Source organism: Brevundimonas sp. (genome assembly GCF_027484365.1).
GTDB lineage: Bacteria > Pseudomonadota > Alphaproteobacteria > Caulobacterales > Caulobacteraceae > Brevundimonas.
Genome location: NZ_JAIXTC010000018.1, coordinates 179,880 through 204,231, shown reverse-complemented (window position 1 = coordinate 204,231; position 24,352 = coordinate 179,880). Strand labels below are relative to the sequence as shown.

Below are 24,352 nucleotides of genomic sequence, written 5' to 3'. Positions count from 1 at the left end.
CCTGGGGAGGGGCGAACACATGGCCAATCTGCTTTCTAATTTCAGGAACACGCTGATCCTCAGCCTCGTGCTGGCGGCGGTGATGATCTTCGCCTTCTTCCGCATTGCGGAGGTCGACGCCCTGCAGTTCTGGCAGGCGGTGGCCCGCTGGTTCCACGTCGGCTTCGGCATCCTGTGGATCGGGCTGCTGTACTATTTCAACTTCGTCCAGATCCGCGTCATGCCGTCGATCCCGGGCGAGCTGAAGCCGGCCATCTCCAAATACATCGCGCCCGAGGCCCTGTTCTGGTTCCGCTGGGCGGCCCTGTTCACCGTGTTGGCGGGCCTCGCGGTCATGCTGCTGAAGGGCCACGTCTATTCGATGGAGGTGCTGAGCTTCGGCTTCGCCGGGGGTCTGGTCCAGGGTGATCAGGGCTTCGCCCTGATGGGCGTCGGCGTCTGGCTGGCGATCGTCATGTTCCTCAACGTCTGGGGCATCATCTGGCCGAACCAGAAGCGGGCCCTGGGCATCGTCGTGGTCGACGACGAGAAGAAGGCGAAGGCCGCGCGGGTCGCCATGCTGGCCAGCCGCACCAACCTGCTGCTCAGCCTGCCCATGCTGACCTCCATGGCGATGTACCAGACCCTGTTTGGCTGATCCGGCTACCAGTCTCGACGATCAGGTCCGCGCGGCCGATCCCGACCGCTGGCTGTCCAGCCGGTTCGTCGGTGATGCGCAGGCGCGGGCGGACCTGATCGCCCTCTACGCCTTCGAGGCGGAGCTGATGAGCATTCCCGCTCGGGTGACCCAGCCCCTGCTGGCAGAGATGCGCTATGCGTGGTGGCGCGAGCAGATGGACGGGGTGTTCGCCGGGGTCGCGAGGAAGGGCCATCCGGTGCTGGAGGCCCTGACCGATCTGGTCGCCCGTCGCAGCCTCGACCGCGCGCCGTTCGACGCCCTGATCGAGGCCCATATCGGCCGGGTGCACAGCGAACCGCACGATCTGGACGCCTTCTATGTCGGGCCGATGCAGGCGGCTGTGCGTGTCCTGGCCGGAGCGGGCCACGATGACGCCGTCGCCGAGGCGGGACGGGTTCGGGGGCTGAACCAGGTGGGCCGAAGGGATGAAGCCGCGGCCTTGAGACCGGCCGCGAACCGGGCGCTCAGGACCCTTCCGGCCGAGGCCTTTCCAGCGGTGGCGCACGCCGGGCTGGCGACCGGGGCGCCTGAACCGGTCAAGCGGCTGACGTTGATCTGGGCGACGTTGAGAGGCCGGATCTGATGGCGGCGACCGAAACCGACGTCGTCATCCTAGGGGGCGGCCACAACGGGCTGGTCTGCGCCTTCTATCTGGCGCGGGCCGGGCTGAAAGTCACGGTGCTGGAGCGGTGCGGCGTCGTCGGCGGAGCGGCGGTGACGGAGGAATTCCATCCCGGCTTCCGCAACTCGACCGCCAGCTACACAGTCAGCCTGCTGAACCCGAAGATCATCGCCGACCTGGAACTGGCCCGGCATGGGCTCAGGGTGGTCGAGCGGCGGATGTCGAACTTCCTGCCGCTCGACGGGGACTATTTCACGGCCGGCGAGGGACGGACCCAGGCGCAGGTGGCGAGGGTCTCGGCGCGGGATGCGGAGCGGTTGCCGGACTATGAGGCGCGGCTGGAGGCGGTGGCGGCGGTGCTGCGGGCGCTGGTGCTGGAAACGCCGCCGAACCTGCCGTGCGGCGGCTGGCTCGAGGCCCTGCCGGAAATGCTGAAGTCGGCCTCGGTGGCCAGGCGGCTGGGCGGGCTGGACCTGACCGGGCGGCGTGACGTGCTGGACCTGTTCGCCAAGTCGGCCGGCGACTGGCTGGACGGCTGGTTCGAGAGTGATCCGATCAAGGCCCTGTTCGGGTTCGACAGCGTCGTCGGCAACTATGCCAGCCCCTATACGCCGGGGTCCGCCTACGTCCTGCTGCACCACGTCTTCGGCGAGGTGAACGGACGCAAGGGCGTCTGGGGCCATGCGATCGGCGGCATGGGGGCGATCACACAGGCCATGGCCGCCGCCTGTCGTGAGCAGGGAGTCGATATCCGGCTCGACACCGAGGTCGCCGAGGTCCTGACGGAGAAGGGCAGGGCGGTCGGGGCGGTGACGACGGCGGGCGACACGATCAGGGGCCGTGCCGTCGTCTCGAACCTGCATCCGCGCCTGCTGTTCGACCGGCTGGTCGATCCGGCGGTCGTGCCGGCCGATTTCACGGAGCGGATGAGCCGCTATGCATCGGGGTCAGGGACGTTCCGGATGAACGTCGCCCTGTCGGAACTGCCCCGGTTCACGGTCCTGCCGGAGCCCGGCGACCACCACACGGCCGGCATCATCATCGCGCCCAGCCTCGCCTATATGGATCGGGCCCATGCGGAGGCGCGGCTGAACGGTTGGTCGTCGCAGCCGATCGTCGAGATGCTCATCCCCTCGACCCTGGACGACACCCTCGCGCCATCGGGACAGCATGTCGCCAGCCTGTTCTGCCAGCATGTAGATCCGACGCTGGGCGACGAACATCGCGATACGGTGGCGGACCTGATGATCGAGACGGTCGAGGCCCATGCGCCGGGCTTCAAGGCCTCGGTGCTGGGGCGGCTGGCCCTCGGGCCGCGCGATCTGGAACGTCGTTTCGGCCTGGTCGGAGGCGACATCTTCCACGGCCGGCTGACGCTGGACCAGCTGTTCAGCGCACGGCCGGTTCTGGGCCATGCCGATCACCGCATGCCCGTGCCCGGCCTCTATCTGTGCGGATCAGGGGCGCATCCCGGGGGCGGGGTCACCGGTGCGCCGGGACACAATGCAGCCCGCGCCGTGCTGAAGGACATCAGACGCGGGCGACGCCCAGAGCCTTGAACAGGGCCGCTTTCACCGCGTCCTCGGTGAAGGGCTTCTGGATGGTGGCCTGACCGCGCCAGTGGTCGGGGAGGCCTCCTTCGCCATAACCGGTCGAGAAGACGAACGGGATCCCCTTGGACTTCAGGGCCTCGGCGACAGGGAAGACTTCCCTGCCGGCCACGTTGACGTCCAGCAGGGCGCCGTCCAGCAGGGGATCGTCGGCGACGACTTCCAGAGCCTCGTCGACCGTGGCGACCGCGCCGACGGGCACCGCGCCCATGTCTTCGAGAATGGTTTCCAGCAGCATGGCGACCAGCGACTCGTCCTCGACCACCAGGATACGGCGGCCCGTCAAACCCTCAGACATGCTGTTGCGTATCCTTATCAAGCGGAATGCAGAATTCCGCGATAAAACCGTCGCTTGCGTAGCTGAGTTTGACCTCGCCCGCCAGATCGTGGCGGACGTTCCTTTCAATGAGCCGGCTCCCGAAGCCTCGCCGGGTCGGGGTCTCGACCGGGGGGCCGCCGGCCTCGCGCCAGACAACGTTCAGTGTCCGGCTGGCCTGATTGGCGACCGTCCAGTCGACGCAGACCCGTCCATCCTGCGCGGACAGGGCGCCGTATTTCGCGGCATTGGTCGCCAGTTCGTGGAAGATCATCCCCAGTGACAGGGCGGCTGCCGGTTCGAGCGCAACAGGCGGGCCGTGCAGGGCGATTCGGGCCGGGCCGTGGGCGTCCGTCTCGTGCTCCAGAACGGCGCGGAGATCGGCGCCCTGCCAGTGACTGAGGGTCAGGAGGTCGTGGGTGTGGGAGAGACTCATCAGCCGGGCCTGGAAGCTCTCGGCGAACGTCTTGGGGTCCGCGTGCGATCGGGCGGTCTGCATGGCGATCGACTGGATCGTGGCCAGGGTGTTCTTCACCCGGTGATTCAGCTCGTCGATCATCAGCCGCTGGCGTTGCGCCGCATGGATTGTTTCCGTGACGTCGTGGCCCTGGACGAAGATGCCCACGACGGCGCCATGATTGTCGCGGACCGGCTGATAGATGAAGTCGACGTAGCGGCTCTGTGCCCGTTCGGCCCCGTTCGGCCGGAAGGTGACCGGCACCCCCTTGCCCTCATAAGGTTCGCCGGTCGCGAAGACGGAATCGAGACGCTCGTAAAAGCCCTGCCCCGCGAGGTCGGGAAGCGCCTCATGGATTGTCTTCCCGGTGATGTCGTTGCGACCGACGATGCGGGCATAGGCCTCGTTGTGCATCTGGAACACATGATCGGGGCCGGACAGGATGGCGACGAAGCCGGGCGCCTGCATGAACATCTCGACGAGGCGGTTGCGCTCGGTCTCGAGGCGGCGATTGTCCTCCTGAACGGCATGGGCCCGGCTCATGACGCCGCCGCCCAGGATCATGTCCAGGGCGCTGACGCTCGGCGCGTCGTCCCGCGCCCGCCGCAGGCGCTCCAGTTCGGTGATGTCCGATGTGTGCTGGAGGATCAGCACGATCTTGCCGTCGGCGTCGTGCAGCGGCGTGTGGCTGGCGCTCCAGTAGCGATCCTCGTGGATCACGGCCCCGTCGGGGCCCGTAACCGGTATGGCGAAGTGAATCAGCGCCAGATGATCGCGTTCGCCGGTCGCCAGGACCTTTTCGAAGGACGCCCGGAGCTGGCGGACGTTCTCGGCCCCGGCCTCGGTCGGTCCGCCGGTGAAGATGTCGAAGATGGGCTGGCCGATGAGCTGGTCCCGGCACATGCCGACCGCAGACAGATAGGCGGCGTTCATCCCCGCGTAGCGCAGGTCGGGGGTCAGCAGCATATAGGGGTTGGACGAGGCCTCGAACGCCGCCGCCAAGTCTATCGCCTGATCAAGTGCCCGCACGCGTAACCTCTTCCCCGATCCGGGGCAGCGCACAAGGCGACGATTGGTTCCCGGGGAGGGTGACGATTGTTTCGTGGACCCGTCCGGTTAGGATCGCCCCATGTTCCTCGCAAGTCTCGCCCTGGCCGCCCAGATGACGCTGTCGCCCGTCTCCTCAGACAATCCGCAAATCCAGGTGGCGCAAGGACGACTGGTCGGGCGGCAGGCCGGTGACATCGAATCCTTCAAGAGCATCCCCTTTGCGGCGCCGCCCGTTCGGGACCTGCGCTGGCGTCCGCCCCAGCCTCCCGCCGCGTGGACCGGGGAGCGCGATGCGAGCCGCGTCGGCGCAATCTGCATCCAGGCGCCGGCCAACGGCGACCCGGGCGTGGGACCTGAGCCGGCGAGCGAGGACTGTCTGACGTTGAACGTCTGGCGACCGTCGGCGCGAGCCGAGCCGCTGCCGGTGATGGTCTGGATTCACGGCGGCGGGTACAATAACGGGTCGGGCACGCCGCCGCTCTATGACGGGACGAACCTGGCGCGGCGTGGCGTGGTGCTGGTGACGATCAACTACAGGCTCGGGCGACTGGGCTTCTTCGATCATCCGGCCCTGGCGTTCGAGCGCGGGCCCGTCGAGCCGGCCGGAAACTATGGCGTGATGGACCAGATCGCGGCCCTGGAATGGGTCCGGGACAATATCGCGGCCTTCGGCGGCGATCCGGGGCAGGTCACGATCTTCGGTGAATCGGCCGGTGGTGCGGCCGTCGCCCAGCTGATGGTCGCGCCCGCCGCGCGCGGCCTGTTCCAGCGCGCCGTGATTCAGTCGGGTCTGGGGCGGCAAAGGTCCGCCCTGCTGGACGACGATCGTCCCGGACGCCCCTCGGCCCAGACGCTGGGGGTCGCCTTCGCGCGGTCAGCGGGGCTGCCGAATGCGACGGCGGACGACCTGCGCGCCCTGCCCGCCGAGCGGCTGCTGTCGCCGATGCCGGCCTTCTACAGCGACAACCTGATCGTCGACGGCACGGTCCTGCCCGAGGACGTGGTCGAGGCCTTCGCGGCCGGACGGCAGGCCCCGGTCCCCCTGGTCATCGGCACCAACAGCGCCGAGTTCTGGTGGATCCGGCCGACGGACGCCGGCGCCTATGGCCGGACCGACGACGTGATGACCGACGCCGAGTATGACGCCCTCGTCGCCGCCTATTCGGGGCAGGCGGGCTATGACGCCAACGTCATCAGCGACCTGATCTTCAACGAGCCGGCCAGGCATCTGGCGCGATTGCATGCGCGGGCCGGTCAGCCGACCTGGCTCTATCGTTTCGACGTCGTGCCTGAATCCAACCCCGAGCCGAGCGGCGGGGCGACCCATGCGTCGGAGCGGCCCTATGTCTTCGACAATCTCCACACCGTGGGGCGGCCGATGGGCGAACGGGACGACCGGGCGGCGACGGCGATGGCCGACTACTGGACGACCTTCGCGAAGGCGGACGATCCGAACGGCGGCGACCGTCCGGCCTGGCCGGAGTTCGGCGACGCGCCGGACCAGCTGCTGGAGTTCACCAATGACGGGCCGGTCGCGAAACCGGTCCCGTTCCACGAGCGGCTGGACCTGATCGAGCAGTTCTATGCGCGGATCAGACCCTAGAGGCAGGCCCCGTTGGTGCGGATCACCTCGGCGTAGAGGTAGCCTGAGTCCTTGATCGTCCGCTCCTGGGTCAGGAAGTTGACGTGGGTGATGCCGAACCGCTTCGAATAGCCCAGCGACCATTCGAGATTGTCGAGCAGCGACCAGGCCATATAGCCCTCGAGCCTGACGCCCTTGCCGAGGGCGTCGTGAACCGCCTTCAGGTGGTTGGTCAGATAGTCGACCCGCATCGGGTCGTGGATGCGTCCGTCGATGGCATGGGGCGGATCGTACCAGGCCGAGCCGTTCTCGGTTATCATCAACGGCAGGCCGTTGGTCTGCTCATGCAGCCAGACCAGGGTGTCGGTGAGGGCAGGGGGATAGACCTCCCAGCCGGTTTCCGTGTGGGCGTGCTGGACCTGTTTCACCGGCCGGGCGCGGACGGGCCAGGCGTCGGGCGCGTTCTCGGGCACCGCGCGCGTGTACCAGTTCAGCCCCATCCAGTCGGTCGGGGTGGCGATCAGGTCGAAGTCCTCGGCCGGGAAGTCGCGCATCGCGTCGCCGTAGACCTCGTGAAGCTCCGCCGGATAGCCGCGGCCCATCAGGGGGTCGAGGAACCAGCGGTTCATCTGGGCCTCGGCGCGTCTGCGGGCGGCCTCGTCCTCCGGCCTGTCGCTGGCCGGATATTTGGGCTCGATGTTGAGGACGATGCCGATTCGGCCCTCGCCGACCTCGCGGAAGCGTCGGACGGCGGCCCCGTGGGCGCGCAGGACGTTGTGGCCGGCGATCACGGCCTCGTAGTGGGACCTGTGGCCGGGGGCCAGGACCCCGTGCAGATAGCCGCCGTCGACGATGACCCAGGGCTCGTTGATCGTGCCCCAGGTCTTCACCCGACCCTTGAACCGTTCGAACAGGACCTGGCCGTAGTTGGCGAACCAGTCGGCGATCTCGGGGTTCAGCCAGCCGCCGCGATCGTCGAGCGCCGCCGGCAGATCCCAGTGATAGAGGGTGCAGAGCGGCTCGATCCCCGCCTCGATCAGGGCGTCGATCAGATTGTCGTAGAATTTCAGCCCCGCCTCGTTCAGCCGACCCGTGCCGTCCGGCATGACCCGGCTCCAGCTGACCGAGAATCGGTAGGCCTTGAGCCCCAGCCGTTTCATCAGTTCGACGTCCTCGCGCCAGCGATTGTAGTGGTCGCAGGCCACGTCGCCGGTGTCGCCGTCCTTCATATTGCCGGGAATCTGGCAGAAGCGATCCCAGGTGGATTCCCCCGCTCCGTCCGCCATGGACGAGCCCTCGATCTGATAGGCGGCCGTCGCCGCTCCCCACAAAAAACCCTCTGGAAATTGATAGTTGGCGGTCATCGAAAGGCTTTCATCAGTGGTCGGAGCGATGGCTTCGGCGGGGAGGCGGGAAGCGATGCAGTGAGGTCACGCAGGGGAGTTTTCCGTCGTATGGCCAAACTACGGCACTTGCGGGCGGCATTACCAGTGTGCGATGTAACCGATTACAGGTTTTTGTCGACGGACCTTCGATAAGGGGGCCGGTACGAACGGGACGTTTCAGGACACACGCGTGCAACGCACCTTGACCCACAGCTCAGACGGCCGTGCGCTGATCGGACCCGCGGCATGAAGCCGGCGACGATCCGTGACGTGGCGGAGCGCGCCCAGGTCTCCGTGGCCTCGGTGTCGCGCGTGCTGACGGGGGCCGGCGCCGTGACGGAACCGACCCGGCTGAAGGTGCTCGAGGCCGTCGAGGCCCTGTCCTACGTTCCCCATTCCGGCGCCCGCAGCCTGTCGACCAGCCGGACGGACACGGTCGGCGTCATCCTGCCGGACCTGTTCGGCGAGTTCTTCTCTGAGCTGATCCGGGGCATGGACGTGGCCGCGCGCGCAAACGGCCTGCATCTGATCGTGTCGAGTTCACACGATGACGCCTCGGAGGCCGCCGCCGCCATCCGCTCCATGCGCGGCCGGGTCGACGGGCTGATCGTCCTGTCGCCCCATCTCGATTCCGCCAATCTGGCGCACAGTCTGGCAGGCCGCCTGCCGGTGCTGCTGATGAACGGCGGGGCCAATGACGCCGGACGGCCGTCCATGGTCGTCGACAATGTCGGCGGCGCCGTCGCCGCAGTCGAGCATCTTCTGGCCCACGGGCGTAAGCGGATCGTCCATATCGGCGGCCCGTCGGGAAACCTGGAGGCGCGCGAACGGCAGGCCGGCTACGTCCAGGCCATGACGGCTGCGGGGCTGGAGCCGGCCGTCGTCGCCGGGGCCTTCACCCAGGCCTCCGGCCTTGAGGCGACGACCCTGCTGCTGACCGAGGGCGTGCGCCCGGACGCCATCTTCGCCGCCAACGACACCATGGCGGTCGGCGCCCTGCTGGCGCTGCAGGAGGCGGGCGTGCGCTGCCCCGAGGATGTCGCCGTCGTCGGTTTCGACGACGTGCCGATCGCAGCCCTCGTCCGGCCGGCCCTGACCACCCTGCGTATCGAGATCGCCGAGACCGGCCGCCGCGCCATGGACCGTCTGGTCGCCCTGATCGCCGCTTCCAATGACCCGCAGGCGACGCCCGACGCCGCCTGCGAAACCATTCGACCCCGACTCGTCGTCCGCAGTTCCTGCGGCGCCGCCCCATCCAGCATCGCCCTCAACGGAGAAACCCAATGACCCGCATGACCCTGCGCACCCGCGCGCTGGGCGCCGCCTCGGCCCTGGCCGTCGCGACCCTGCTGACAGCCGGAGCCGCCTCGGCCCAGGTCTCCACCTCGACCCTGCGCGGCACGGTCTACGAAGGCCAGGCCGTCGAGCCCGGCGGCGAGGTCGTCGCCCGCGACACCGCGACCGGCTACACCAACCGCGCCCGGGTTTCGGACCGCGGCACCTACGTCCTGTCCGGTCTGCGCCCCGGCAGCTACGAGGTGACGGTCACCAGCGCGGACGGTCAGACGGCGACGGACACCGTGACCCTGTCGCTCGGCCAGATCGGCACCCTGGACCTGGAAGTCGGGGCCACCGCCACGGCGAACGCCGGCGAAGGCACCCAGGTGGACGACATCGTCGTCACCGGCCGTCGCATCTTCGAGGTCCGTACCTCGGAAGTCGCCACCAACGTCAGCCGCCAGCAGATCAACGACCTGCCGCAGATCAGCCGCAACTTCCTCAACTTCGCCGCCCTGGCTCCGGGCGTGGTCGTTCAGGAAGGCGACACGGAACGGACGATCTCGGCCGGCGGTCAGCCGTCGCTCGCGGTCAACGTCTTCATCGACGGCCAGAGCCAGAAGTCGACCATCCTCGACGGCGGCATCGCCGGTCAGGACGACAGCCGCGGCAACCCCTTCCCGCAGAGCGCGGTGCAGGAATTCCGCGTCCTGACGCAGAACTTCAAGGCCGAGTATGAGCAGGCCTCGTCGGCCATCATCTCGTCGATCACCCGTTCGGGCACCAACGACCTGACCGGCGATCTGTTCGTCTACTACCAGCCCAGCGACTGGATCGCCCAGGACGTGTTCGGCCTGCGCGCCGGTCGGCCTCAGGCGCGTCTGGACCGGCTGCAGTACGGCGGCTCGCTAGGCGGCCCGATCATCGAGGATCGGCTGCATTACTTCCTGAGCTACGAGCGCAAGGACGAGACGCGCGAGCGTCAGGTGTTCCTGAACCGCACCGAATACAACAACCAGTTCGCGTCGCGCCTGGGCACCTTTGAGGCCCCGTTCGAACAGGATCTGTTCTTCGGCAAGCTGTCCTGGCAGGTGGATGATCGTCAGCGCGTCGACCTGTCGACCACCTATCGCACGGAGACTGATCTCCGTGACTTCGGCAACGGACCGACCGACATCAGCCGGGCGATCGAGATCAACGGCGAGACCCTGGGCGTCGTCTTCAAGCACCAGTTCCAGGGCGAGAGCTTCCTGAACGAGTTTTCGATCGACTATCTGGACTCGGTCTACAATCCGACCGCGTCGAACTTCAGCGAGTCCGGACGCCGGTTTCTCATCTATCGCGACACCAATGCGACGACGCCCGGCTTCCAGTTTGACTACAACCAGACCGAGGCCAACGTCTTCAATCAGGGCGGCGGGTCGAACAACCAGGACATCGAGCAGCAGAGCCTGACGTTCCGCAACGACCTGACGTTCAACGCGATCGAATGGATGGGGTCGCACACGATCAAGGTCGGCGCCAAGTATTCCATGCAAGAATACTATGTGAACAAGCAGTTCAACCGGAACCCTCAGTTCGACTACGACATCACGGCCAACCCGGCGATCTTCGGCAGCGCGACCATCCCGACCCGGGTGACACTGAACCTGCCGGTGGCTCCGACAACTGCCGAGAACGCCGTCTTCGGCCTCTACATCCAGGACGACTGGCAGGTCACCGACAAGCTGGAACTGAACCTGGGCCTGCGTTGGGACTATGAGGACAACGCCGTCAACAACGACTACACGACGCCCCAGGTCGTGCGTGACGTCCTGGCCCTGATGGTCGCCAACCCGAACTATGTCCGCCAGGTCGACGTCAACGACTACATCACTACGGGCGGCCGCGACGCCTACACCAAGGCGTTCCAGCCGCGCATCGGTCTGTCCTATGACGTGTTCGGCGACGAGCGCACCGTCCTGTTCGCCGGCGCCGGCCGCTATTTCGACCGGATCGCCTTCAACTTCGCCTTCGACGAACGCTACAAGCCTTTCCAACTGAGCCGCACCATCTACTTCTCGCCCGCGGGCGGGGCGTTCGGCGGACAGCCCAACACCGTGGCCTGGAATCCGACCTATGCGACTGCGGGCGGGCTCGACACCCTTCTGGCCGGCACCCAGGGCCGTGGCGAAATCTTCCTGGTCAACAACGAAGCCCCGCCGCCGCGCACGGACCAATTCAACTTCGGCATTCGCCAGAAGTTCGGCGACATCCAGACGGCGCTGACGTTCTCGTACGCCAAGACCGAGAACGAGTTCCAGTGGTCGCGCCTGAACGTCAACAACACCAACGGCATCACGGTGCGTCCGTCGCAGTTCACCAATCCGGCGACCGGCCAGCCCTACGCCTTCAACGACAGCGTCTTCTACTCCGACCACGGTCGCGAGCGTGAATATAAGGCGATGTATGTGACCATCGACCGTCCCTACACCGAGGAGTCGGGCTACGGCTTCAACCTGGCCTACACCCTTGCGGACGGGACCCAGAACGGCAGCCGGGATCAGGGCACCGGGAACTTCGACTTCGACTATGCCTCGACCGCCTTCAGCCCGACCTTCAACTCGCCGGGCGTCGAGCGTCACCGCATCGTCGCCTCGGGCACCCTGCGCCTGCCGTATGCGTTCAAGCTGTCGTCGATCGTGACCCTCGGCTCGGGCCGTCCGTTCACGGGCTTCCCGGACGGCGGCCTGCCGATCCAGTGGTTCGCCCACTTCCCCGACAAGCGCGCCTTCCTGCCGGGCCTGAACTTCGCCTATCGCCAGGTCGACCTGCGTCTGGCCCGCCCGATCGCCATGCCGGGCGGAACCCGGCTGGAACTGACGCTGGACGCGATCAACGTGTTCAACTTCCGCAACTACTCCGGCTACAACCAGGGCATGTTCCTGGACGGCAACAACCCGGCCCTGCGTCGTCCGAACCCGATGTTCGGCGCCCCGACGGCCCAGTTCGTGCCGACCCAGAGCTTCCAGCTCGGCCTGCGCTACGTCTTCTAGAAACCTCTCCTGAGACTGGCCGCCCTCGCTTCAGCGTGGGCGGCCAACTTTTTGTTGGGGCATGATCGTCCCGCCGGTTCCGCGTAAGAGGTGTACCCATGGATCGTCGTCGCTTCTTGATGGGTTCGACCCTGGCCGGTCTGGTGGCCGCCGCCGCATCGCCGGCCCTGGGTCAGGACCGGAGAGGGGTGCGGTCAGGCGTCAATCCTGTCGATCCGGAGATCGATGAGCTTCAGCGCCGGACCTTCGACTGGTTCGTCCATGTCACCGACCGTGAGACCGGCCTGACGCCGGACCGATGGCCGACCGAGTCCTTCTGTTCGGTCGCGGCCGTGGGCTTCGCCCTGGCCTGCTGGCCGGTGGGGGTGCAGCGCGGGTGGATGACCCGGGCCGAGGCGCGCGAGCGGACCCTGATCACCCTGCGCTACTTCGCCGCCCTGCCGCAGGGGCCGGAGGCCAGCGGCGTCAGCGGCTACAAGGGCTTCTTCTATCATTTCCTCGAGATGGAGACCGGCCACCGCTACGCGCGCTGCGAACTGTCGACCGTGGATACGACCCTGCTGCTGGGCGGCATGTTGTTCGCCGCGCAGTATTTCGACGGCCGCCATGCCGACGAGGCAGAGATCCGTCGTCTGGCCCAGGCCATCTACGACCGCGTGGAATGGGACTGGGCCGTGGTGCGGCCCAACCGCATCTCGATGGGCTGGCATCCGGAGACGGGCCACATCCCGCACGACTGGTGGGTCTACAACGAGGGGATGCTGGTCCTGCTGCTGGCGATCGGCAGTCCGACCCACCCGGTTCCGACCGGCGTCTGGGACGAGTGGGTCCATGCCTATGAGCAGAGCTGGACCGACCGCTGGGGCGACTGGCATCTGCAGTTCGCGCCGATCTTCGGCCACCAGTACAGCCACATGTTCATCGACTTCCGCGGCATCCGCGACGCCTGGATGCGGGGCCAGTCGATGATGACCGAGCAGTCGCTCGACTATTTCGAGAACAGCCGCCGCGCCGTCCACGCCCAGCGCAGATACGCCGTCGACAATCCCGGCGGATGGGACGGCTATTCGGCCGACGTCTGGGGGCTGACGGCCTGCGACGGGCCGGGCGACTTCAAACAGGTCATCGACGCGCGCGAGCGGGAGTTCTTCTCCTATTCGGCGCGCGGCCCGGGCGACCGGGACGACGGCACGATCGCGCCGACGGCGGCCATGGCCAGCTACCCCTTCGCCCCGACCGAGGTGACCGCCGCCCTGAAGGCGATGAAGACCCGCTACGGGTCTGGCATCTATACCGAATGGGGCTTCCTCGACTCGTTCAACCCGACCCTGACGGAGCGGGAAGGGCGGTTGCAGCACGGCCGGATCGTGCCGGGCCTCGGCTGGGTCAACGGCGACTACCTCGGCATCGACCAGGGACCGATCGTGGTCATGATCGAGAACGGCCGCTCCGAACTGGTCTGGCGTCACATGCACGGCGAACCGAACCTGAAGCGCGGACTGCAACGGGCCGGGTTCACCGGCGGCTGGCTGGACGCATGATCCATCGCCGGTCCGCGCTGGGACTGATGGCGGGGGCGGGCGGTCTTGCCCTTTCCGGCGGCCTGGCGGGGTGCGGCCGCGAGGACGGGATCACCCGATTGACCTTCTGGGCCATGGGCAATGAGGGGACCCATGTGCCCGATATCCTGCCCGCGTTCGAGGCGGCCAATCCGGGCATCAGGGTCGTGGTCCAGCCCCAGCCCTGGTCGGCCGCGCACCAGAAGCTGCTGACCGCCTATGCCGGCGCCTCGCTGCCCGACGTCAGCCAGATCGGCAACACCTGGGTCGCGGAACTGGCGGCTATCGGGGCCCTGTCGCCGACGCCGGAGGCGGCCGCGGACCTTCTGACCGATCAGTTTCCTGCTGTGCTGGAGACCAATGCGATCGCCGGTCGCGCCATGGCCACGCCCTGGTATGTCGACACGCGGCTGATCTTCCTGCGCACCGATATTCTGGCCCGTGCGGGCTTCGACGCCATGCCGACCGACTGGGCGGAGTGGAAGCGGGCGATGCATGCGGTCAAGCGCGTGTCCGGCGACGGCAACTTCGCAATCCTGTTGCCGGTCAATGAGTTCGAGCAACTGCTGACCTTCGGTCTGCAGGGCGATCAACCCTTGCTTCGTGACCAGGACACGCGCGGCAACTTCTCCAGCGAGTCCTTCCAGGCGGCGCTCGCCTTCTACAAGAGCCTGTTCGACGAGGGCCTCGCCCCCCTGGCCTCGGCGGCCCAGATCAGCAACGTCTGGAACGAGTTCGCCAGGGGTTATTTCGCCTTCTACTTCTCGGGCCCCTGGACCATCGGCGACATGAAGACCCGGTTGCCGCCGGAGGTTCAGCCGCACTGGACGACGGCCGGCGTGCCCGGTCCGACCGGTCCCGGCGCCTCGGCCCCCGGCGGGTCGTCCCTGGCCGTCTTCCGCTCTTCCCCCCGTCAGGAGGCGGCCTGGAAGCTGGTCCGCTACCTGTCCGATCCGGCGGTGCAGGCCCGGTTCAACGTCATCTCCGGCGACCTGCCCGCGCGTCGCTCCGCCTGGGCCGCGCCGAAGGTGGCGTCCGACCCCTATGTCACCGCCTTCAACGGTCAGTTGGCGCGCGCGAAGGCCGTGCCCAAGGTTCCCGAGTGGGAGCGGATCGTGACCGAGATGCAGGTCGTGGCGGAGCGGATGGTGCGCGGCGAGTTCTCCGTGCAGCAGGCCGGCGCCGAGATCGACCGCCGCGCCGACCGCCTGCTCGAGAAGCGCCGCTGGATGATCGAACAGGGGCGGGCGGCATGATCTCTCGCCGGGAACGCGCCGCATGGGGCTTCGTCGCCCTTGCGCTGATCGCCATCGCGATCTTCTTCGTCATTCCGGTCGTGTCGTCGCTGCTGCTCAGCCTGACCGACTTCGACATCTATGCCCTGGCCGACCTCGGCAACATGCGGTTCGTGGGCCTGCAGAACTATGAGCGGCTGCTGACCAATCCGCTGTTCTGGCAGGCGATGAAGAACACCCTGTGGTTCAGCGTGCTCGGCGTGCCCCTGTCGATCATCGCCTCGCTCGCGGCGGCCGTGATCCTGAACGCCCGGACCATCAAATGGCGGCCGGTCTGGCGGGTCATGTTCTTTGCGCCTTACGTGACCACGCTCGTGGCCACGGCGGTGCTGTGGAACTATCTGCTGCACACCCGCTACGGCGTCATCAACTGGGCCCTGACGTCGATCGGCCTGCCCGCCGTCGACTGGCTGGGCAGTCCCGACACCTCGATCCCGGCCATCCTGATCTTCGTGGTGTGGAAGATCTTCGGCTACAACATGCTGATCTTCCTCGCGGTCCTCCAGACCGTGCCGGACGACCTCTATGAGGCCGCGCGGATCGACGGCGCCGGGCCATGGGCGCGGTTCACCAATGTGACCCTGCCGGCCATCGCCCCGACCCTGCTGCTGGTGTCGATCATCTCGGTCGCCGGCTTCTTCCAGCTGTTCGCCGAGCCCTATGTGATGACGCAAGGTGGCCCGGCGCAGTCGACCGTGACGGTGCTCTACTTCATGTACGAAGAGGGCTTCAAATGGTGGAACCTCGGGTCCGCCTCGGCCGTCGCCTTCATCCTGTTCCTGTGCATCTTCGCGGTGACCATGGTGCAGCTGGCCGTGTCGCGGCGGCTGGGCGGAGATCACACGTGAAGCCCCGGACCCTGCTGTTGAACCTCGGCGTGGCCCTGATCGGGCTGATCGTCCTGTTCCCCCTGCTGTGGATGCTGTCGGTCAGTTTCATGCAGACGGGCGAGGCCGCCGTCTTCCCGCCGCCGCTTCTGCCCCGGACACCGACGCTGGAGCACTACCGCGACCTGTTCGTGAACCAGGGCATGGGCCGCTATATGTGGAACAGTTTCGCCCTGGCGACCCTGGCAACAGGCCTGGCGCTGGGCTTCACCGTTCCCGCCGGCTACGCCTTCGCCAAACTGGCCTTCAAGGGGCGGGACCGACTGTTCCAGCTGCTGATCGGCGCCCTCGTCATTCCGGCCCAGATCGGCACCCTGCCGCTGTTCCTGATGCTGAAGTCCATGGGGCTGGTGAACACCTATGCCGGGGCCCTTGTGCCGTGGCTGGCGTCGATCTTCGGCCTGTTCCTGGTGCGCCAGTATGCGCTTTCCATCCCCGACGAGATGCTGGAGGCCGCGCGCGTCGACGGCGCGACCGAGGGCCAGATCTTCCGCCGCATCGTCCTGCCGACCCTGACTCCAATCCTCGTGACCCTCGGCCTGTTCGTCTTCCTGGGCAGCTGGAACGACTTCCTGTGGCCGCTCATCATCCTGACCGACCAGTCGAACTATACGCTGCCGGTCGCGCTGGCGGCCCTGTCGCGCGAACATGTCCAGGACGTCGAACTGATGATGGCGGGCGCCGTGATCACGGTGGCGCCCGTACTGGTCCTCTTCCTCGCGCTGCAGCGGTTCTATATCCGCGGCATGCTGGCGGGCAGCGTAAAGGGTTGAGTATGCGTTGGGTCCTCGGGCTGGTTGCCGCCTTGCTGTTCGCCGCCCCCGCGCACGCCCAGTCGTCACGGACGCTGGATGCGTTCGAGGACCTGGCCCCCTGGACCGCCGATGCCTCGACCGATGTGACCTCGACCCTGTCCAGCGTGACCGGCCATCGTGGCGAGGCCCTGCGCCTGGACTATGATTTCAACGGCCGGTCCGGCTACGCCTTCGCGGCCCGCGACCTGCCGTTCGAGGCGCCGGAAAACTACGAAGTCAGCTTCCGGGTCCGGGGCGCGGGCCCGACCAACACCTTCGAGGTCAAGTTCACCGACGCCTCGGGCGAAAACGTCCACTGGAGCCGCACCGCCCGCTACGACTTCCCCGACGGCTGGACCCTGTTCACGATCAAGAAGCGTCAGATCGGCTGGGCCTGGGGCCCCCGCGCGGACCGGACCTTCCGGGGCGCCGAGCGGGTCGAGTTCGTGGTCACGGCCGGAGAGGGGGGCAGGGGCTTCATCGAGATCGACGACCTGACCCTGCGGACCCTGCCGCCTGAGCCGTCGGTTCCGCCGCGACCGGTCGCCGCGGCGATGAGTGAAGACGGAAACGCGATCGCCTCCCTGAGCGTGGATGACAATCCGCTCAGCGCATGGACGACCCTCGGAGCGGGTGAGCAGAGCCTGACGCTGGATCTCGGCTACGAGCGCGAGTTCGGCGGCCTGACCCTGCGCTGGGCCGACGGCAAGGCGGCGTCCGCCTATCGGGTCATGGCCTCAGCCGACCGCCGACAGTGGCGTGAGATCGCCCGCGTGCGTCAGGGCGACGGCGGAACGGACTGGATCCGGACGCCCGAGGCCTCGGCCCGCTGGTTGCGGCTGGACCTGATGACGCCCCAGACTGCGCCGGGCTCCGGCCAGATGGGCGCCGGGTTCGGCACGACCGGCGCGGCGGCGACGGCCTATTCGCTGGCCGATCTGCGCATCGAACCTCTGGCGTTCGGCGAGGACGAGACCGCCTTCCTGACCGCCGTCGCGGGTCAGAGCCGACGCGGCCTCTACCCGCGCGGCTTCCGGGGCGAACAGCCCTACTGGACCCTGGTCGGCGTGGACGGCGGCGGCGAGAGCGGCCTGATCTCCGAGGACGGCGCCATCGAGCTGAAGCGTGGCGGGCCGTCGATCGAACCCTTCGTTCTGGACAACGGCCGGCTGGTGACCTGGGCCGATGCGCGGATCGAACAGGCCCTGGTCGACGACGACCTGCCGATCCCGACCGTGACCTGGGCGCATGACGACTGGACGCTGAAGATCACGGCCATGGCCGAAGGATCGCCCGACGCCGCAGCGCTGTACGGCCGCTACGACCTGACCAACACCTCGGCCCTTGAGCGGACCCTGACCCTGGCGCTGGCGGCACGACCGATGCAGGTCAACGGGCCGGAACAGTTCCTGGCCGTATCGGGCGGGGCGGCGCCGGTTCGCCAGATGCAATGGCATCAAGGGGAGCTGGTGCTGGATGACGTCGTTCGGGTGCATCCCCTGGCCGCGCCCGATGCGGTGCGCACCGCGACCTTCGAGGCCGGAGCCGATCCGCAGAGCCTGATCGCGCGGACCGGCGAGGGCGTTCGCGACGGCGCCCGGACCGCCGATGCGACCGGTCTGATGTCGGGCGCGATGCTCTACACCGTCACCCTGCGACCGGGCGAGACGCGCACCTTCGGCTGGGTTTCGTCGCTCGACGGGCCGCGACCGGCTCTCCCGGCGACGGCCTCCGTCGAGGCGGCGCTCGATCTGATCCAGACCCGTGTCGCCGCCGGCTGGCGCGAAAAACTGGACCGGTTCGACCTGATCACGCCGCCGGAGGGGGCGCGGATCGAGGCGACCATGAAGAGCTCTCTCGCCCATATGCTGATGTCGCGTCAGGGGCCGGCGCTCCAGCCCGGCACCCGCAGCTACAACCGCTCGTGGATCCGCGACGGAGCGATGATGGCCGAGGGGCTGAACCGGCTCGGTCATGCTGCTCTCAGCCAGGACTATCTGCGCTGGTATGCCCCCTATGTCTTCGAAAACGGCAAGGTGCCGTGCTGCGTCGACAGCCGGGGGGCCGATCCGGTGCCGGAGAACGACAGCCACGGGGAGTTCGTCTTCCTGGCGGCCGAGACCTGGCGCTACACGGGCGACCTGACCCAGTTGCGCGCCGTCTGGCCCCAGGTCCAGGCCGCCATCGGCTATATGGACACGCTGCGCGCCTCGACCCGCACCGAAGCGAACCGTACGCCGGCGACCCGTCATTTCTACGGCCTGCTGCCGCCGTCGATCAGCCACGAGGGCTATTCAGACCGCGCGGCCTGGTCCTACTGGGACGATTTCTGGGGCCTGCTCGGCTATCGAGACGCCATCGAGATCGCGGAGGCTCTGGGTGAGACCGAGGCCGCCGAACGGTTCGCGGCGGCGCGCTCGGAGTTCTCGGCGGACGTCACGGCGTCCATCACCGGCACGGCCATCCACCACCGCATCGACTGGATCGCCGGCGCCGCCGACCGGGGCGATTTCGACGCCACGTCCACGACCATCGGCCTGTCGCCGGGCGGCCTTCAGGACGAGCTCCCGCAGGGTCTGCTGATCCGGACCTTCGAGAAATACTGGGAGAACTTCACCGCGCGTCAGGCCAACCGGACGGTCTGGCGCGACTACACCCCCTATGAGCTTCGGACTGTCGGGGCCTTCGTCAGGCTGGGCCAGCGCGAGCGGGCGATGCAGGCCCTGGACTTCTTCTTCGCCGACCGCCGGCCCCGGGCCTGGAACGGCTGGGCCGAGGTGGTGGGGCGGGACCTGCGCGAGCCGCGCTTCATCGGCGACATGCCGCACGCCTGGATCAGCTCGGACTATATCCGCTCGGCCCTGGACCTGTTCGTGTACGACCGCGACGCGGACCACGCGCTCGTGCTCGCTGCCGGCCTGCCGATGAGCTGGATCGACAGCGCGACCGGTGTCGGTGTCCGCGAGATCCGTACGCCCTACGGACCATTGACCTACGCCCTGCGTCGCCGGGCAGGCCTGACCACCCTGACGCTGTCGCCGGGCGTAACCCCGCCGGGCGGGTTCGTTCTGCAATGGCCGGAGGGGCAGGACCTGCCGGCGCGCATCCGCATCGACGGGCGCGCGGGCGAGTGGAAGGGCCGCGAACTGGTGATCCCGACCGGCGCACGGCGGGTCGAACTGCGCTGACCTTTTCGAGGCGCAGAGGAGGGGATAGAGCGGACGCATGACCCAGACTCTCCGCCGCCTTTTCGACCTGCCCGGCGTCGCCGACCTTGAAGCGAAGGCGCTGATGAAGCCCGGCTATGCCGACCCGTCGCGCCGCGACGAGTTTCCCGAGGTGGACGAGGTGCTGGTCGCCGTCTTTGGCCTGACCGCCGAACAGGCCGAGGACGCCCCGCGTCCCGACGACTGGGACGGGATCGAGCGGCTGTCGCCTCAGGATCAGGCGGATCTGTTCGAGGCGGAAGGCTGGGACGTGCGCGACGCGAAGCGCAAACCGCTGCGCATGCTGGCGGTGATGGCCGAACCTCTGGCCCTGGCCATGCGGGGCGTCGCGGGCGCGCTGCCCGAAGCGGCCTTCGTGCCGGAACCGGCCGAGGAGAAGAGCGACTGGGGCTCGGGCCTGGCCGCCGAGGCTGCGCGATTCAGGAAGCGGTGATGGATTCCTTCTCCCCTTGCGGGAGAAGGTGGCAGCCGAAGGCTGACGGATGAGGGGTCACGCAGTCGGATGAAGTGAGGGCTGGCAGGGCTGACATCCAAGGTCAGCGCGACCCCTCATCCGACCTCGCTTCGCTCGGCCACCTTCTCCCGCAAGGGGAGAAGGGCCTGTTCACATGCCCCGCATCAACTCATCGGCCAGGGCTGCCGTCAGGTAGCCGTCGGGGATGCGGCCGTGGGCGATCTGCCATTGTTTGAGGGCCCGGCGGGTGCCGGAGCCGACCACGCCGTCGATGGCCCCGGGGTCGTATCCGGCGCGCGCGAGGGCGGTCTGGGCCCCGAAGCGCTGCTCCCGTGAGATCGGACCGTCATCGGGCCATGTCCCCACCAGACCGGGACGCCCGGCGATGCCGTCGGCCGTCAGTCCGATGGCCAGGGCATAGCTGACCGAGTTGTTGTAGCGCCGGATCACATAGTGGTTCGGCAGGGCCAGGAAGGCCGGGCCGCGCGCGCCTTGGGGCAGCAGGATGACGCCGTTTTCGGCCGCCTCGTCGGCGGACGGCGCGCCGCCACGGGCGATCGCGACGCCGCGCTGGGCCCAGAAGCTCCACGGACGGCCGTCGGCCTCGGCCAGGGCATAGTCGAACCCGGCCGGCAGGGTGATTTCGTAGCCCCAGGCCTGACCCCGCTTCCAGCCGGCCTCGGCCAGCAGGTTGGCGGCGGAGGCGAGGGCGTCTGCGTCCGAACCCCAGATGTCGACATGGCCGTCACTGTTCTGATCGACGCCGAGACGAAGATAGTTGTCGGGCATGAACTGGGTCTGGCCCATGGCCCCGGCCCAGCTGCCCAGCAGGCCCGACCGCTCGCGGCGGCCGTCGACCACGATGTCGAGGGCATTCTTCAGCTGGTCCTCGGCCCAGTCGCGGCGGCGTCCGTCGAAGGCGAGGGTGGCCAGGGAGCGGATGACGTCCTTGTCGCCCTGGACCTGGCCGAAGCTGGACTCATTACCCCAGATGGAGACCAGGATCTCCGCAGGCACGCCGAAACGCTGGGGCACGCCCCACGGCACAGCGTCGATACGACGCCGCGCCTCGGCGATCCGGACGGCCGAGGCGGCGTTGGAGATATAGGCGCCGGCCGGACGGCTGAATTCGGGCTGGCTGCCGTCCAGGCGAATGACGTCGGGGTCGGGCGTCAGATCGGCCAGCTGTTGCTCGTAGAGCGCCCGCCGCTCGCCGCCCTTCCGCGACAGGAAACCCTGTTTCCAGCCCTCGAACCCGGCGGCGTCGACCTGCGGCGGGGCCGCCGGCGTCGGCGTGGGCTGCGGGCGTTCGGGTTCCGGGAGGCCGGGGGTCGTCCAGCCGGTCGCACTCACGGGCGGCGGCGGCAGCATCGGCGCGCAGGCCGAAACGCAGGCGATCAGGGCGAGGCGGTAGTCGAAACGCATGAGCCGAGGGTTTCCCGAATTGATCCGACCGGATCAAGAGCCTGCAAACAGCGCGCGAGTATGGCGGTCCGTTGCGGCGAAAGGATGAACACCATCTCAACCGTGTTCGATTCCATCATCTTAGGACATCTGCGACATTCTGTCCCCGCTCTCGGACACGGCCTGGTGGCGGAGGGGCGACGCAACGGGTGTGCAAACCCGTAGACCCTCCGTTCAACTCGGAGGCCAGGCCTCCAAGCACTCTCCTCACGTGCGCTAACGCTCCCGGCGCGGTCGCTCGCTGCCTGAACGCGGGAACCCCTCACATTTGACAGTCGAAGCGGGTAGCGTTCCCGCATGCCCACCGCTGCCGACATCATCGCCCTGCTGGACCTGAAGCCCCATCCGGAGGGCGGCCACTATCGCGAGACCTTCCGGGATCCTCGCGAGGTCGACGGCCGGTCCGTGGGCACGGCCATCTATTTCCTGCTGGCCGAGGGCGAGAGCTCGCGCTGGCACCGCGTCGATGCGGCGGAGATCTGGCACTGGCACGCGGGCGCGCCTCTGGAGTTGCGGATCGCCGACCCGGTCGAGCAGACGGTCATGCTGGGGCCTGACCTGATGGCCGGAGAGCGGCCGCAGGGCCTAGTCCCGACCGGAGCCTGGCAGGCGGCCCGCAGTCTCGGGGCCTGGACCCTGGTGGGCTGCACCGTCGCGCCGGGATTCGACTTCGCCGGGTTCGAGATGGCGCCGGAGGGCTGGTCGCCGCCGGGCGTCTGACTGTATCACGCAGCCGTGACCCCTATCGCCCCCTCCACGTCAGCCGCACCCCGCCGTTTCGAGGCCCTCGATTCCCTGCGGGGGATCTGCGCCGTCCTGGTGGTCATGTTCCACATGCCCGTCGCCAGCCACTGGCGCGACTGGGGCCTGGTCCAGCACGGCTATCTGTTCGTCGACTATTTCTTCGTGCTCTCGGGCTTCGTCATCGCCCACGCCTATGCGACCCGGCTGAAGACGGCGGGCGATGCCGGACGGTTCATGGTGCGCCGGCTGGGGCGGGTGTGGCCGCTGCATGTCCTGATGCTGGGCGCCTTCATCGGACTGGAGCTGGCCCGGCTGTGGTTCCACATCGACTTCGCCACGCCGTTCACGCGCGACCGGTCGGTCGAGGCGATCTTCGCCAACCTCCTGCTGGTCCAGGCCTGGCACATCCTGCCGTCCCTGACCTGGAACGGCCCGTCCTGGACGCTGAGCGCCGAAGTGGCCTGCTATCTGATCTTCGCCGGATTGGTGCTGGCTGCGCCGAAACGGTTCCGCTGGATCGGCGCCGTGCTGGCGGTGATCGGCGGGATCATGGTCCTGATGTTCGCCCGGCGCTGGATGAACACGACCTATGATTTCGCCGTCCCGAGGGCGGTCTACGGCTTCTTCCTGGGCTGCCTGCTGCAAGGGGTCTGGATGAGGATCCCCAGACTGAAGGGCCGGGCGGCGACCGCCCTTGAGGTCGCGACCGTCGTGGCCATCTGCGCCTTCATCGGCTGGGCCGAGGGGCCGGTCACGGTCGCGGTGACGCTGCTGTTCATCGGCGTGGTCTGGGTGTTCGCGGGCGAGGACGGGGCCCTGTCGAAGGGGCTGGATCACCCGGCCCTGGTGACCCTGGGGCGGTGGTCGTTCGCGATCTACATGGTGCACATGTTCCTGCTGACGGTGATGATGATCATCGCCCGCAAACTGGACTGGATGCCCGGCGGGCGAAGGATCGACTTCGGCTCGATCTGGATCAATGATCTGTTCGCCGTCGGCATGTTCGGCCTTATCGTCATTGTCGCCGTGGCCGCGCATCGTCTGGTCGAGCGGCCGGCACAGAAACAGATCGATCGCTGGACCGCCGTGCAGAAACAGGGAGCGGGATGATGGCTGGGCAGAAGACGAAACCGACAGCCGTATCGGTCGAGGCCTTCATCGCCTCGGTGGAGGACCCGAAGCGACGCGAGGACGCCCGGGCCCTGGTCGCGCTGATCGAGTCGGAGACGGGCGAGACCGCCACCCTGTGGGGCTCGTCGATCATCGGCTTCGGCCACTATCGCTACCGGTATGAGAGCGGCCACGAAGGCGACGCCAGTCTGGTCGCCTTCTCGCCCCGGAAAGCGAACCTCGTGCTCTACATGGCCGCCGATGAGCCGACCCGGGCGGACATGCTGGCCCGCCTGGGAAAGCACAAGACGGGCAAGGGCTGCATTTATTTGAATCGCCTGTCCGATGTGGACGAAAGCGTCTTGCGCGAGATGGCGAGGGTCTCGGTGGCGACCCTGAAGGCGCGCTACCCGGCCTAGAGCATGATCGTTTCTGGTGGACCCGCTTCGCGGGTCCGGCATGAAGCGTGAATCATGCTCTCGCTTTAGTCTGGAGCCTGATTCACGGCATCAGCGGAATCGCGAAGCGATTCCTCCTCAGCCGATCAGGCTCTAGGCCGCCATGCGGAAGTCGTCGCAGTGTGCGTCGGCGGCGCGGGCCTCGTCCCACAGGGCGTCCTCGTCCGAGTAGCGGGCGCTGGCGCGGGCGTCGATCACATCGACCACCTGTTCCTCCAGCCGGTCCCAGATCACGGCCAGGTCGCCGCAGCCGTCGGCCTCGCACGGGACGATCAGGTAGCGGCTGGCGTTGATCTGCGTCTGGGGAGCGAAAGCGCGGGCCATGGGGTGTCTCCGGTCTCGAGGC

At 67.8% G+C, this 24,352-nt stretch carries 20 protein-coding genes; 15 read left to right on the top strand and 5 right to left on the bottom strand.

Annotated features, from left to right (window positions below):
* The first annotated feature begins 19 nt into the window (after positions 1–19).
* The 3 genes from Q0044_RS09060 to Q0044_RS09050 are packed head-to-tail and all read left to right on the top strand — an operon-like array spanning position 20 to position 2,860.
* Positions 20–637 carry a hypothetical protein gene (locus Q0044_RS09060; protein ID WP_298161592.1) on the top strand — a complete coding sequence of 206 codons (618 nt, stop codon included), beginning with the start codon at positions 20–22 and terminating at the stop codon, positions 635–637.
* Positions 630–1,262: a squalene/phytoene synthase family protein gene (locus Q0044_RS09055; protein ID WP_298161590.1), complete on the top strand. Its 633-nt coding sequence runs from the start codon at positions 630–632 to the stop codon at positions 1,260–1,262. The genes Q0044_RS09060 and Q0044_RS09055 overlap by 8 nt, the downstream gene beginning before the upstream one ends.
* Complete coding sequence (locus Q0044_RS09050; RefSeq protein ID WP_298161589.1) at positions 1,262–2,860, top strand: phytoene desaturase family protein; 1,599 nt, start codon at positions 1,262–1,264, stop codon at positions 2,858–2,860. Before Q0044_RS09055 ends, Q0044_RS09050 begins: the two co-directional genes overlap by 1 nt.
* On the opposite strand, the gene Q0044_RS09045 is transcribed toward Q0044_RS09050, so the two are convergent.
* On the bottom strand, positions 2,832–3,209 hold the full coding sequence (locus tag Q0044_RS09045) for a response regulator (RefSeq protein WP_298161587.1): 378 nt from the start codon (positions 3,207–3,209) through the stop codon (positions 2,832–2,834). The two genes, Q0044_RS09050 and Q0044_RS09045, sit on opposite strands and share 29 nt — an antisense overlap.
* Positions 3,202–4,713 carry an HWE histidine kinase domain-containing protein gene (locus Q0044_RS09040; RefSeq protein ID WP_298161586.1) on the bottom strand — a complete coding sequence of 504 codons (1,512 nt, stop codon included), beginning with the start codon at positions 4,711–4,713 and terminating at the stop codon, positions 3,202–3,204. The genes Q0044_RS09045 and Q0044_RS09040 overlap by 8 nt, the downstream gene beginning before the upstream one ends.
* 100 nt (positions 4,714–4,813) lie before the next feature.
* Here Q0044_RS09040 and Q0044_RS09035 point away from each other — a divergent pair, with 100 nt between their 5' ends.
* Positions 4,814–6,337 (top strand): carboxylesterase/lipase family protein, encoded by a 1,524-nt coding sequence (locus Q0044_RS09035; protein ID WP_298161585.1) that lies wholly within the window; start codon positions 4,814–4,816, stop codon positions 6,335–6,337.
* On the opposite strand, the gene Q0044_RS09030 is transcribed toward Q0044_RS09035, so the two are convergent.
* Entirely contained in the window at positions 6,334–7,680 is a 1,347-nt protein-coding gene (locus tag Q0044_RS09030; RefSeq protein WP_298161584.1) for a GH1 family beta-glucosidase, read from the bottom strand. The genes Q0044_RS09035 and Q0044_RS09030 overlap by 4 nt on opposite strands.
* Before the next feature lie 267 nt (positions 7,681–7,947).
* On the opposite strand from Q0044_RS09030, the gene Q0044_RS09025 reads away from it, so the two are divergent.
* From Q0044_RS09025 to Q0044_RS08990, 8 genes are all read left to right on the top strand, one after another.
* On the top strand, positions 7,948–8,988 hold the full coding sequence (locus tag Q0044_RS09025; RefSeq protein WP_298161582.1) for a LacI family DNA-binding transcriptional regulator: 1,041 nt from the start codon (positions 7,948–7,950) through the stop codon (positions 8,986–8,988).
* Positions 8,985–12,014 carry a TonB-dependent receptor gene (locus tag Q0044_RS09020; protein WP_298161580.1) on the top strand — a complete coding sequence of 1,010 codons (3,030 nt, stop codon included), beginning with the start codon at positions 8,985–8,987 and terminating at the stop codon, positions 12,012–12,014. The genes Q0044_RS09025 and Q0044_RS09020 overlap by 4 nt, the downstream gene beginning before the upstream one ends.
* 98 nt (positions 12,015–12,112) lie before the next feature.
* Positions 12,113–13,555, top strand: coding sequence for a glucoamylase family protein (locus Q0044_RS09015; protein WP_298161578.1), 1,443 nt, complete (start codon positions 12,113–12,115; stop codon positions 13,553–13,555).
* Positions 13,552–14,829 carry a sugar ABC transporter substrate-binding protein gene (locus Q0044_RS09010; protein ID WP_298161577.1) on the top strand — a complete coding sequence of 426 codons (1,278 nt, stop codon included), beginning with the start codon at positions 13,552–13,554 and terminating at the stop codon, positions 14,827–14,829. Before Q0044_RS09015 ends, Q0044_RS09010 begins: the two co-directional genes overlap by 4 nt.
* Positions 14,826–15,716 carry a carbohydrate ABC transporter permease gene (locus Q0044_RS09005; protein WP_298161576.1) on the top strand — a complete coding sequence of 297 codons (891 nt, stop codon included), beginning with the start codon at positions 14,826–14,828 and terminating at the stop codon, positions 15,714–15,716. Before Q0044_RS09010 ends, Q0044_RS09005 begins: the two co-directional genes overlap by 4 nt.
* Positions 15,713–16,528 (top strand): carbohydrate ABC transporter permease, encoded by an 816-nt coding sequence (locus tag Q0044_RS09000; RefSeq protein WP_298161575.1) that lies wholly within the window; start codon positions 15,713–15,715, stop codon positions 16,526–16,528. The genes Q0044_RS09005 and Q0044_RS09000 overlap by 4 nt, the downstream gene beginning before the upstream one ends.
* A gap of 2 nt (positions 16,529–16,530) precedes the next feature.
* Positions 16,531–19,737 carry a discoidin domain-containing protein gene (locus Q0044_RS08995; RefSeq protein WP_298161574.1) on the top strand — a complete coding sequence of 1,069 codons (3,207 nt, stop codon included), beginning with the start codon at positions 16,531–16,533 and terminating at the stop codon, positions 19,735–19,737.
* A 37-nt stretch (positions 19,738–19,774) separates the two neighbouring features.
* Positions 19,775–20,209 carry a hypothetical protein gene (locus Q0044_RS08990; RefSeq protein WP_298161572.1) on the top strand — a complete coding sequence of 145 codons (435 nt, stop codon included), beginning with the start codon at positions 19,775–19,777 and terminating at the stop codon, positions 20,207–20,209.
* A 171-nt stretch (positions 20,210–20,380) separates the two neighbouring features.
* On the opposite strand, the gene Q0044_RS08985 is transcribed toward Q0044_RS08990, so the two are convergent.
* Complete coding sequence (locus Q0044_RS08985; RefSeq protein WP_298161571.1) at positions 20,381–21,655, bottom strand: lytic murein transglycosylase; 1,275 nt, start codon at positions 21,653–21,655, stop codon at positions 20,381–20,383.
* Between the two features lie 336 nt (positions 21,656–21,991).
* On the opposite strand from Q0044_RS08985, the gene Q0044_RS08980 reads away from it, so the two are divergent.
* Genes Q0044_RS08980 through Q0044_RS08970 form a run of 3 tightly spaced genes read left to right on the top strand, consistent with a single transcriptional unit; the run spans position 21,992 to position 23,967 of the window.
* The gene (locus Q0044_RS08980; RefSeq protein ID WP_298161570.1) at positions 21,992–22,414 is read left to right on the top strand and encodes a cupin domain-containing protein; all 423 of its coding nucleotides are present in this window, start codon (positions 21,992–21,994) and stop codon (positions 22,412–22,414) included.
* Positions 22,415–22,429: 15 nt separating this feature from the next.
* On the top strand, positions 22,430–23,548 hold the full coding sequence (locus Q0044_RS08975; protein ID WP_298161569.1) for an acyltransferase family protein: 1,119 nt from the start codon (positions 22,430–22,432) through the stop codon (positions 23,546–23,548).
* A complete protein-coding gene (locus Q0044_RS08970) occupies positions 23,548–23,967 on the top strand; it encodes a DUF1801 domain-containing protein (RefSeq protein WP_298161568.1) in 420 nt (139 codons plus the stop codon). Before Q0044_RS08975 ends, Q0044_RS08970 begins: the two co-directional genes overlap by 1 nt.
* A gap of 132 nt (positions 23,968–24,099) precedes the next feature.
* Here the strand turns inward: Q0044_RS08970 and Q0044_RS08965 are convergent, their stop codons facing one another.
* The gene (locus Q0044_RS08965) at positions 24,100–24,330 is read right to left on the bottom strand and encodes a hypothetical protein (RefSeq protein ID WP_298161565.1); all 231 of its coding nucleotides are present in this window, start codon (positions 24,328–24,330) and stop codon (positions 24,100–24,102) included.
* Positions 24,331–24,352: the final 22 nt, after the last annotated feature.

What these genes read in the sequence shown, in the direction of transcription:
- Q0044_RS09050 (WP_298161589.1), top strand. Translation starts at nt 1,262, where the DNA reads ATGGCGGCGACCGAAACCGACGTCGTCATCCTAGGGGGCGGCCACAAC.
- Q0044_RS08980 (WP_298161570.1), top strand. Translation starts at nt 21,992, where the DNA reads ATGCCCACCGCTGCCGACATCATCGCCCTGCTGGACCTGAAGCCCCAT.
- Q0044_RS09045 (WP_298161587.1), bottom strand. Translation starts at nt 3,209, where the DNA reads ATGTCTGAGGGTTTGACGGGCCGCCGTATCCTGGTGGTCGAGGACGAG.
- Q0044_RS09020 (WP_298161580.1), top strand. Translation starts at nt 8,985, where the DNA reads ATGACCCGCATGACCCTGCGCACCCGCGCGCTGGGCGCCGCCTCGGCC.
- Q0044_RS08970 (WP_298161568.1), top strand. Translation starts at nt 23,548, where the DNA reads ATGGCTGGGCAGAAGACGAAACCGACAGCCGTATCGGTCGAGGCCTTC.
- Q0044_RS08990 (WP_298161572.1), top strand. Translation starts at nt 19,775, where the DNA reads ATGACCCAGACTCTCCGCCGCCTTTTCGACCTGCCCGGCGTCGCCGAC.
- Q0044_RS08995 (WP_298161574.1), top strand. Translation starts at nt 16,531, where the DNA reads ATGCGTTGGGTCCTCGGGCTGGTTGCCGCCTTGCTGTTCGCCGCCCCC.
- Q0044_RS09015 (WP_298161578.1), top strand. Translation starts at nt 12,113, where the DNA reads ATGGATCGTCGTCGCTTCTTGATGGGTTCGACCCTGGCCGGTCTGGTG.
- Q0044_RS08965 (WP_298161565.1), bottom strand. Translation starts at nt 24,330, where the DNA reads ATGGCCCGCGCTTTCGCTCCCCAGACGCAGATCAACGCCAGCCGCTAC.
- Q0044_RS09030 (WP_298161584.1), bottom strand. Translation starts at nt 7,680, where the DNA reads ATGACCGCCAACTATCAATTTCCAGAGGGTTTTTTGTGGGGAGCGGCG.
- Q0044_RS09005 (WP_298161576.1), top strand. Translation starts at nt 14,826, where the DNA reads ATGATCTCTCGCCGGGAACGCGCCGCATGGGGCTTCGTCGCCCTTGCG.
- Q0044_RS09060 (WP_298161592.1), top strand. Translation starts at nt 20, where the DNA reads ATGGCCAATCTGCTTTCTAATTTCAGGAACACGCTGATCCTCAGCCTC.
- Q0044_RS09010 (WP_298161577.1), top strand. Translation starts at nt 13,552, where the DNA reads ATGATCCATCGCCGGTCCGCGCTGGGACTGATGGCGGGGGCGGGCGGT.
- Q0044_RS09025 (WP_298161582.1), top strand. Translation starts at nt 7,948, where the DNA reads ATGAAGCCGGCGACGATCCGTGACGTGGCGGAGCGCGCCCAGGTCTCC.
- Q0044_RS09035 (WP_298161585.1), top strand. Translation starts at nt 4,814, where the DNA reads ATGTTCCTCGCAAGTCTCGCCCTGGCCGCCCAGATGACGCTGTCGCCC.
- Q0044_RS08985 (WP_298161571.1), bottom strand. Translation starts at nt 21,655, where the DNA reads ATGCGTTTCGACTACCGCCTCGCCCTGATCGCCTGCGTTTCGGCCTGC.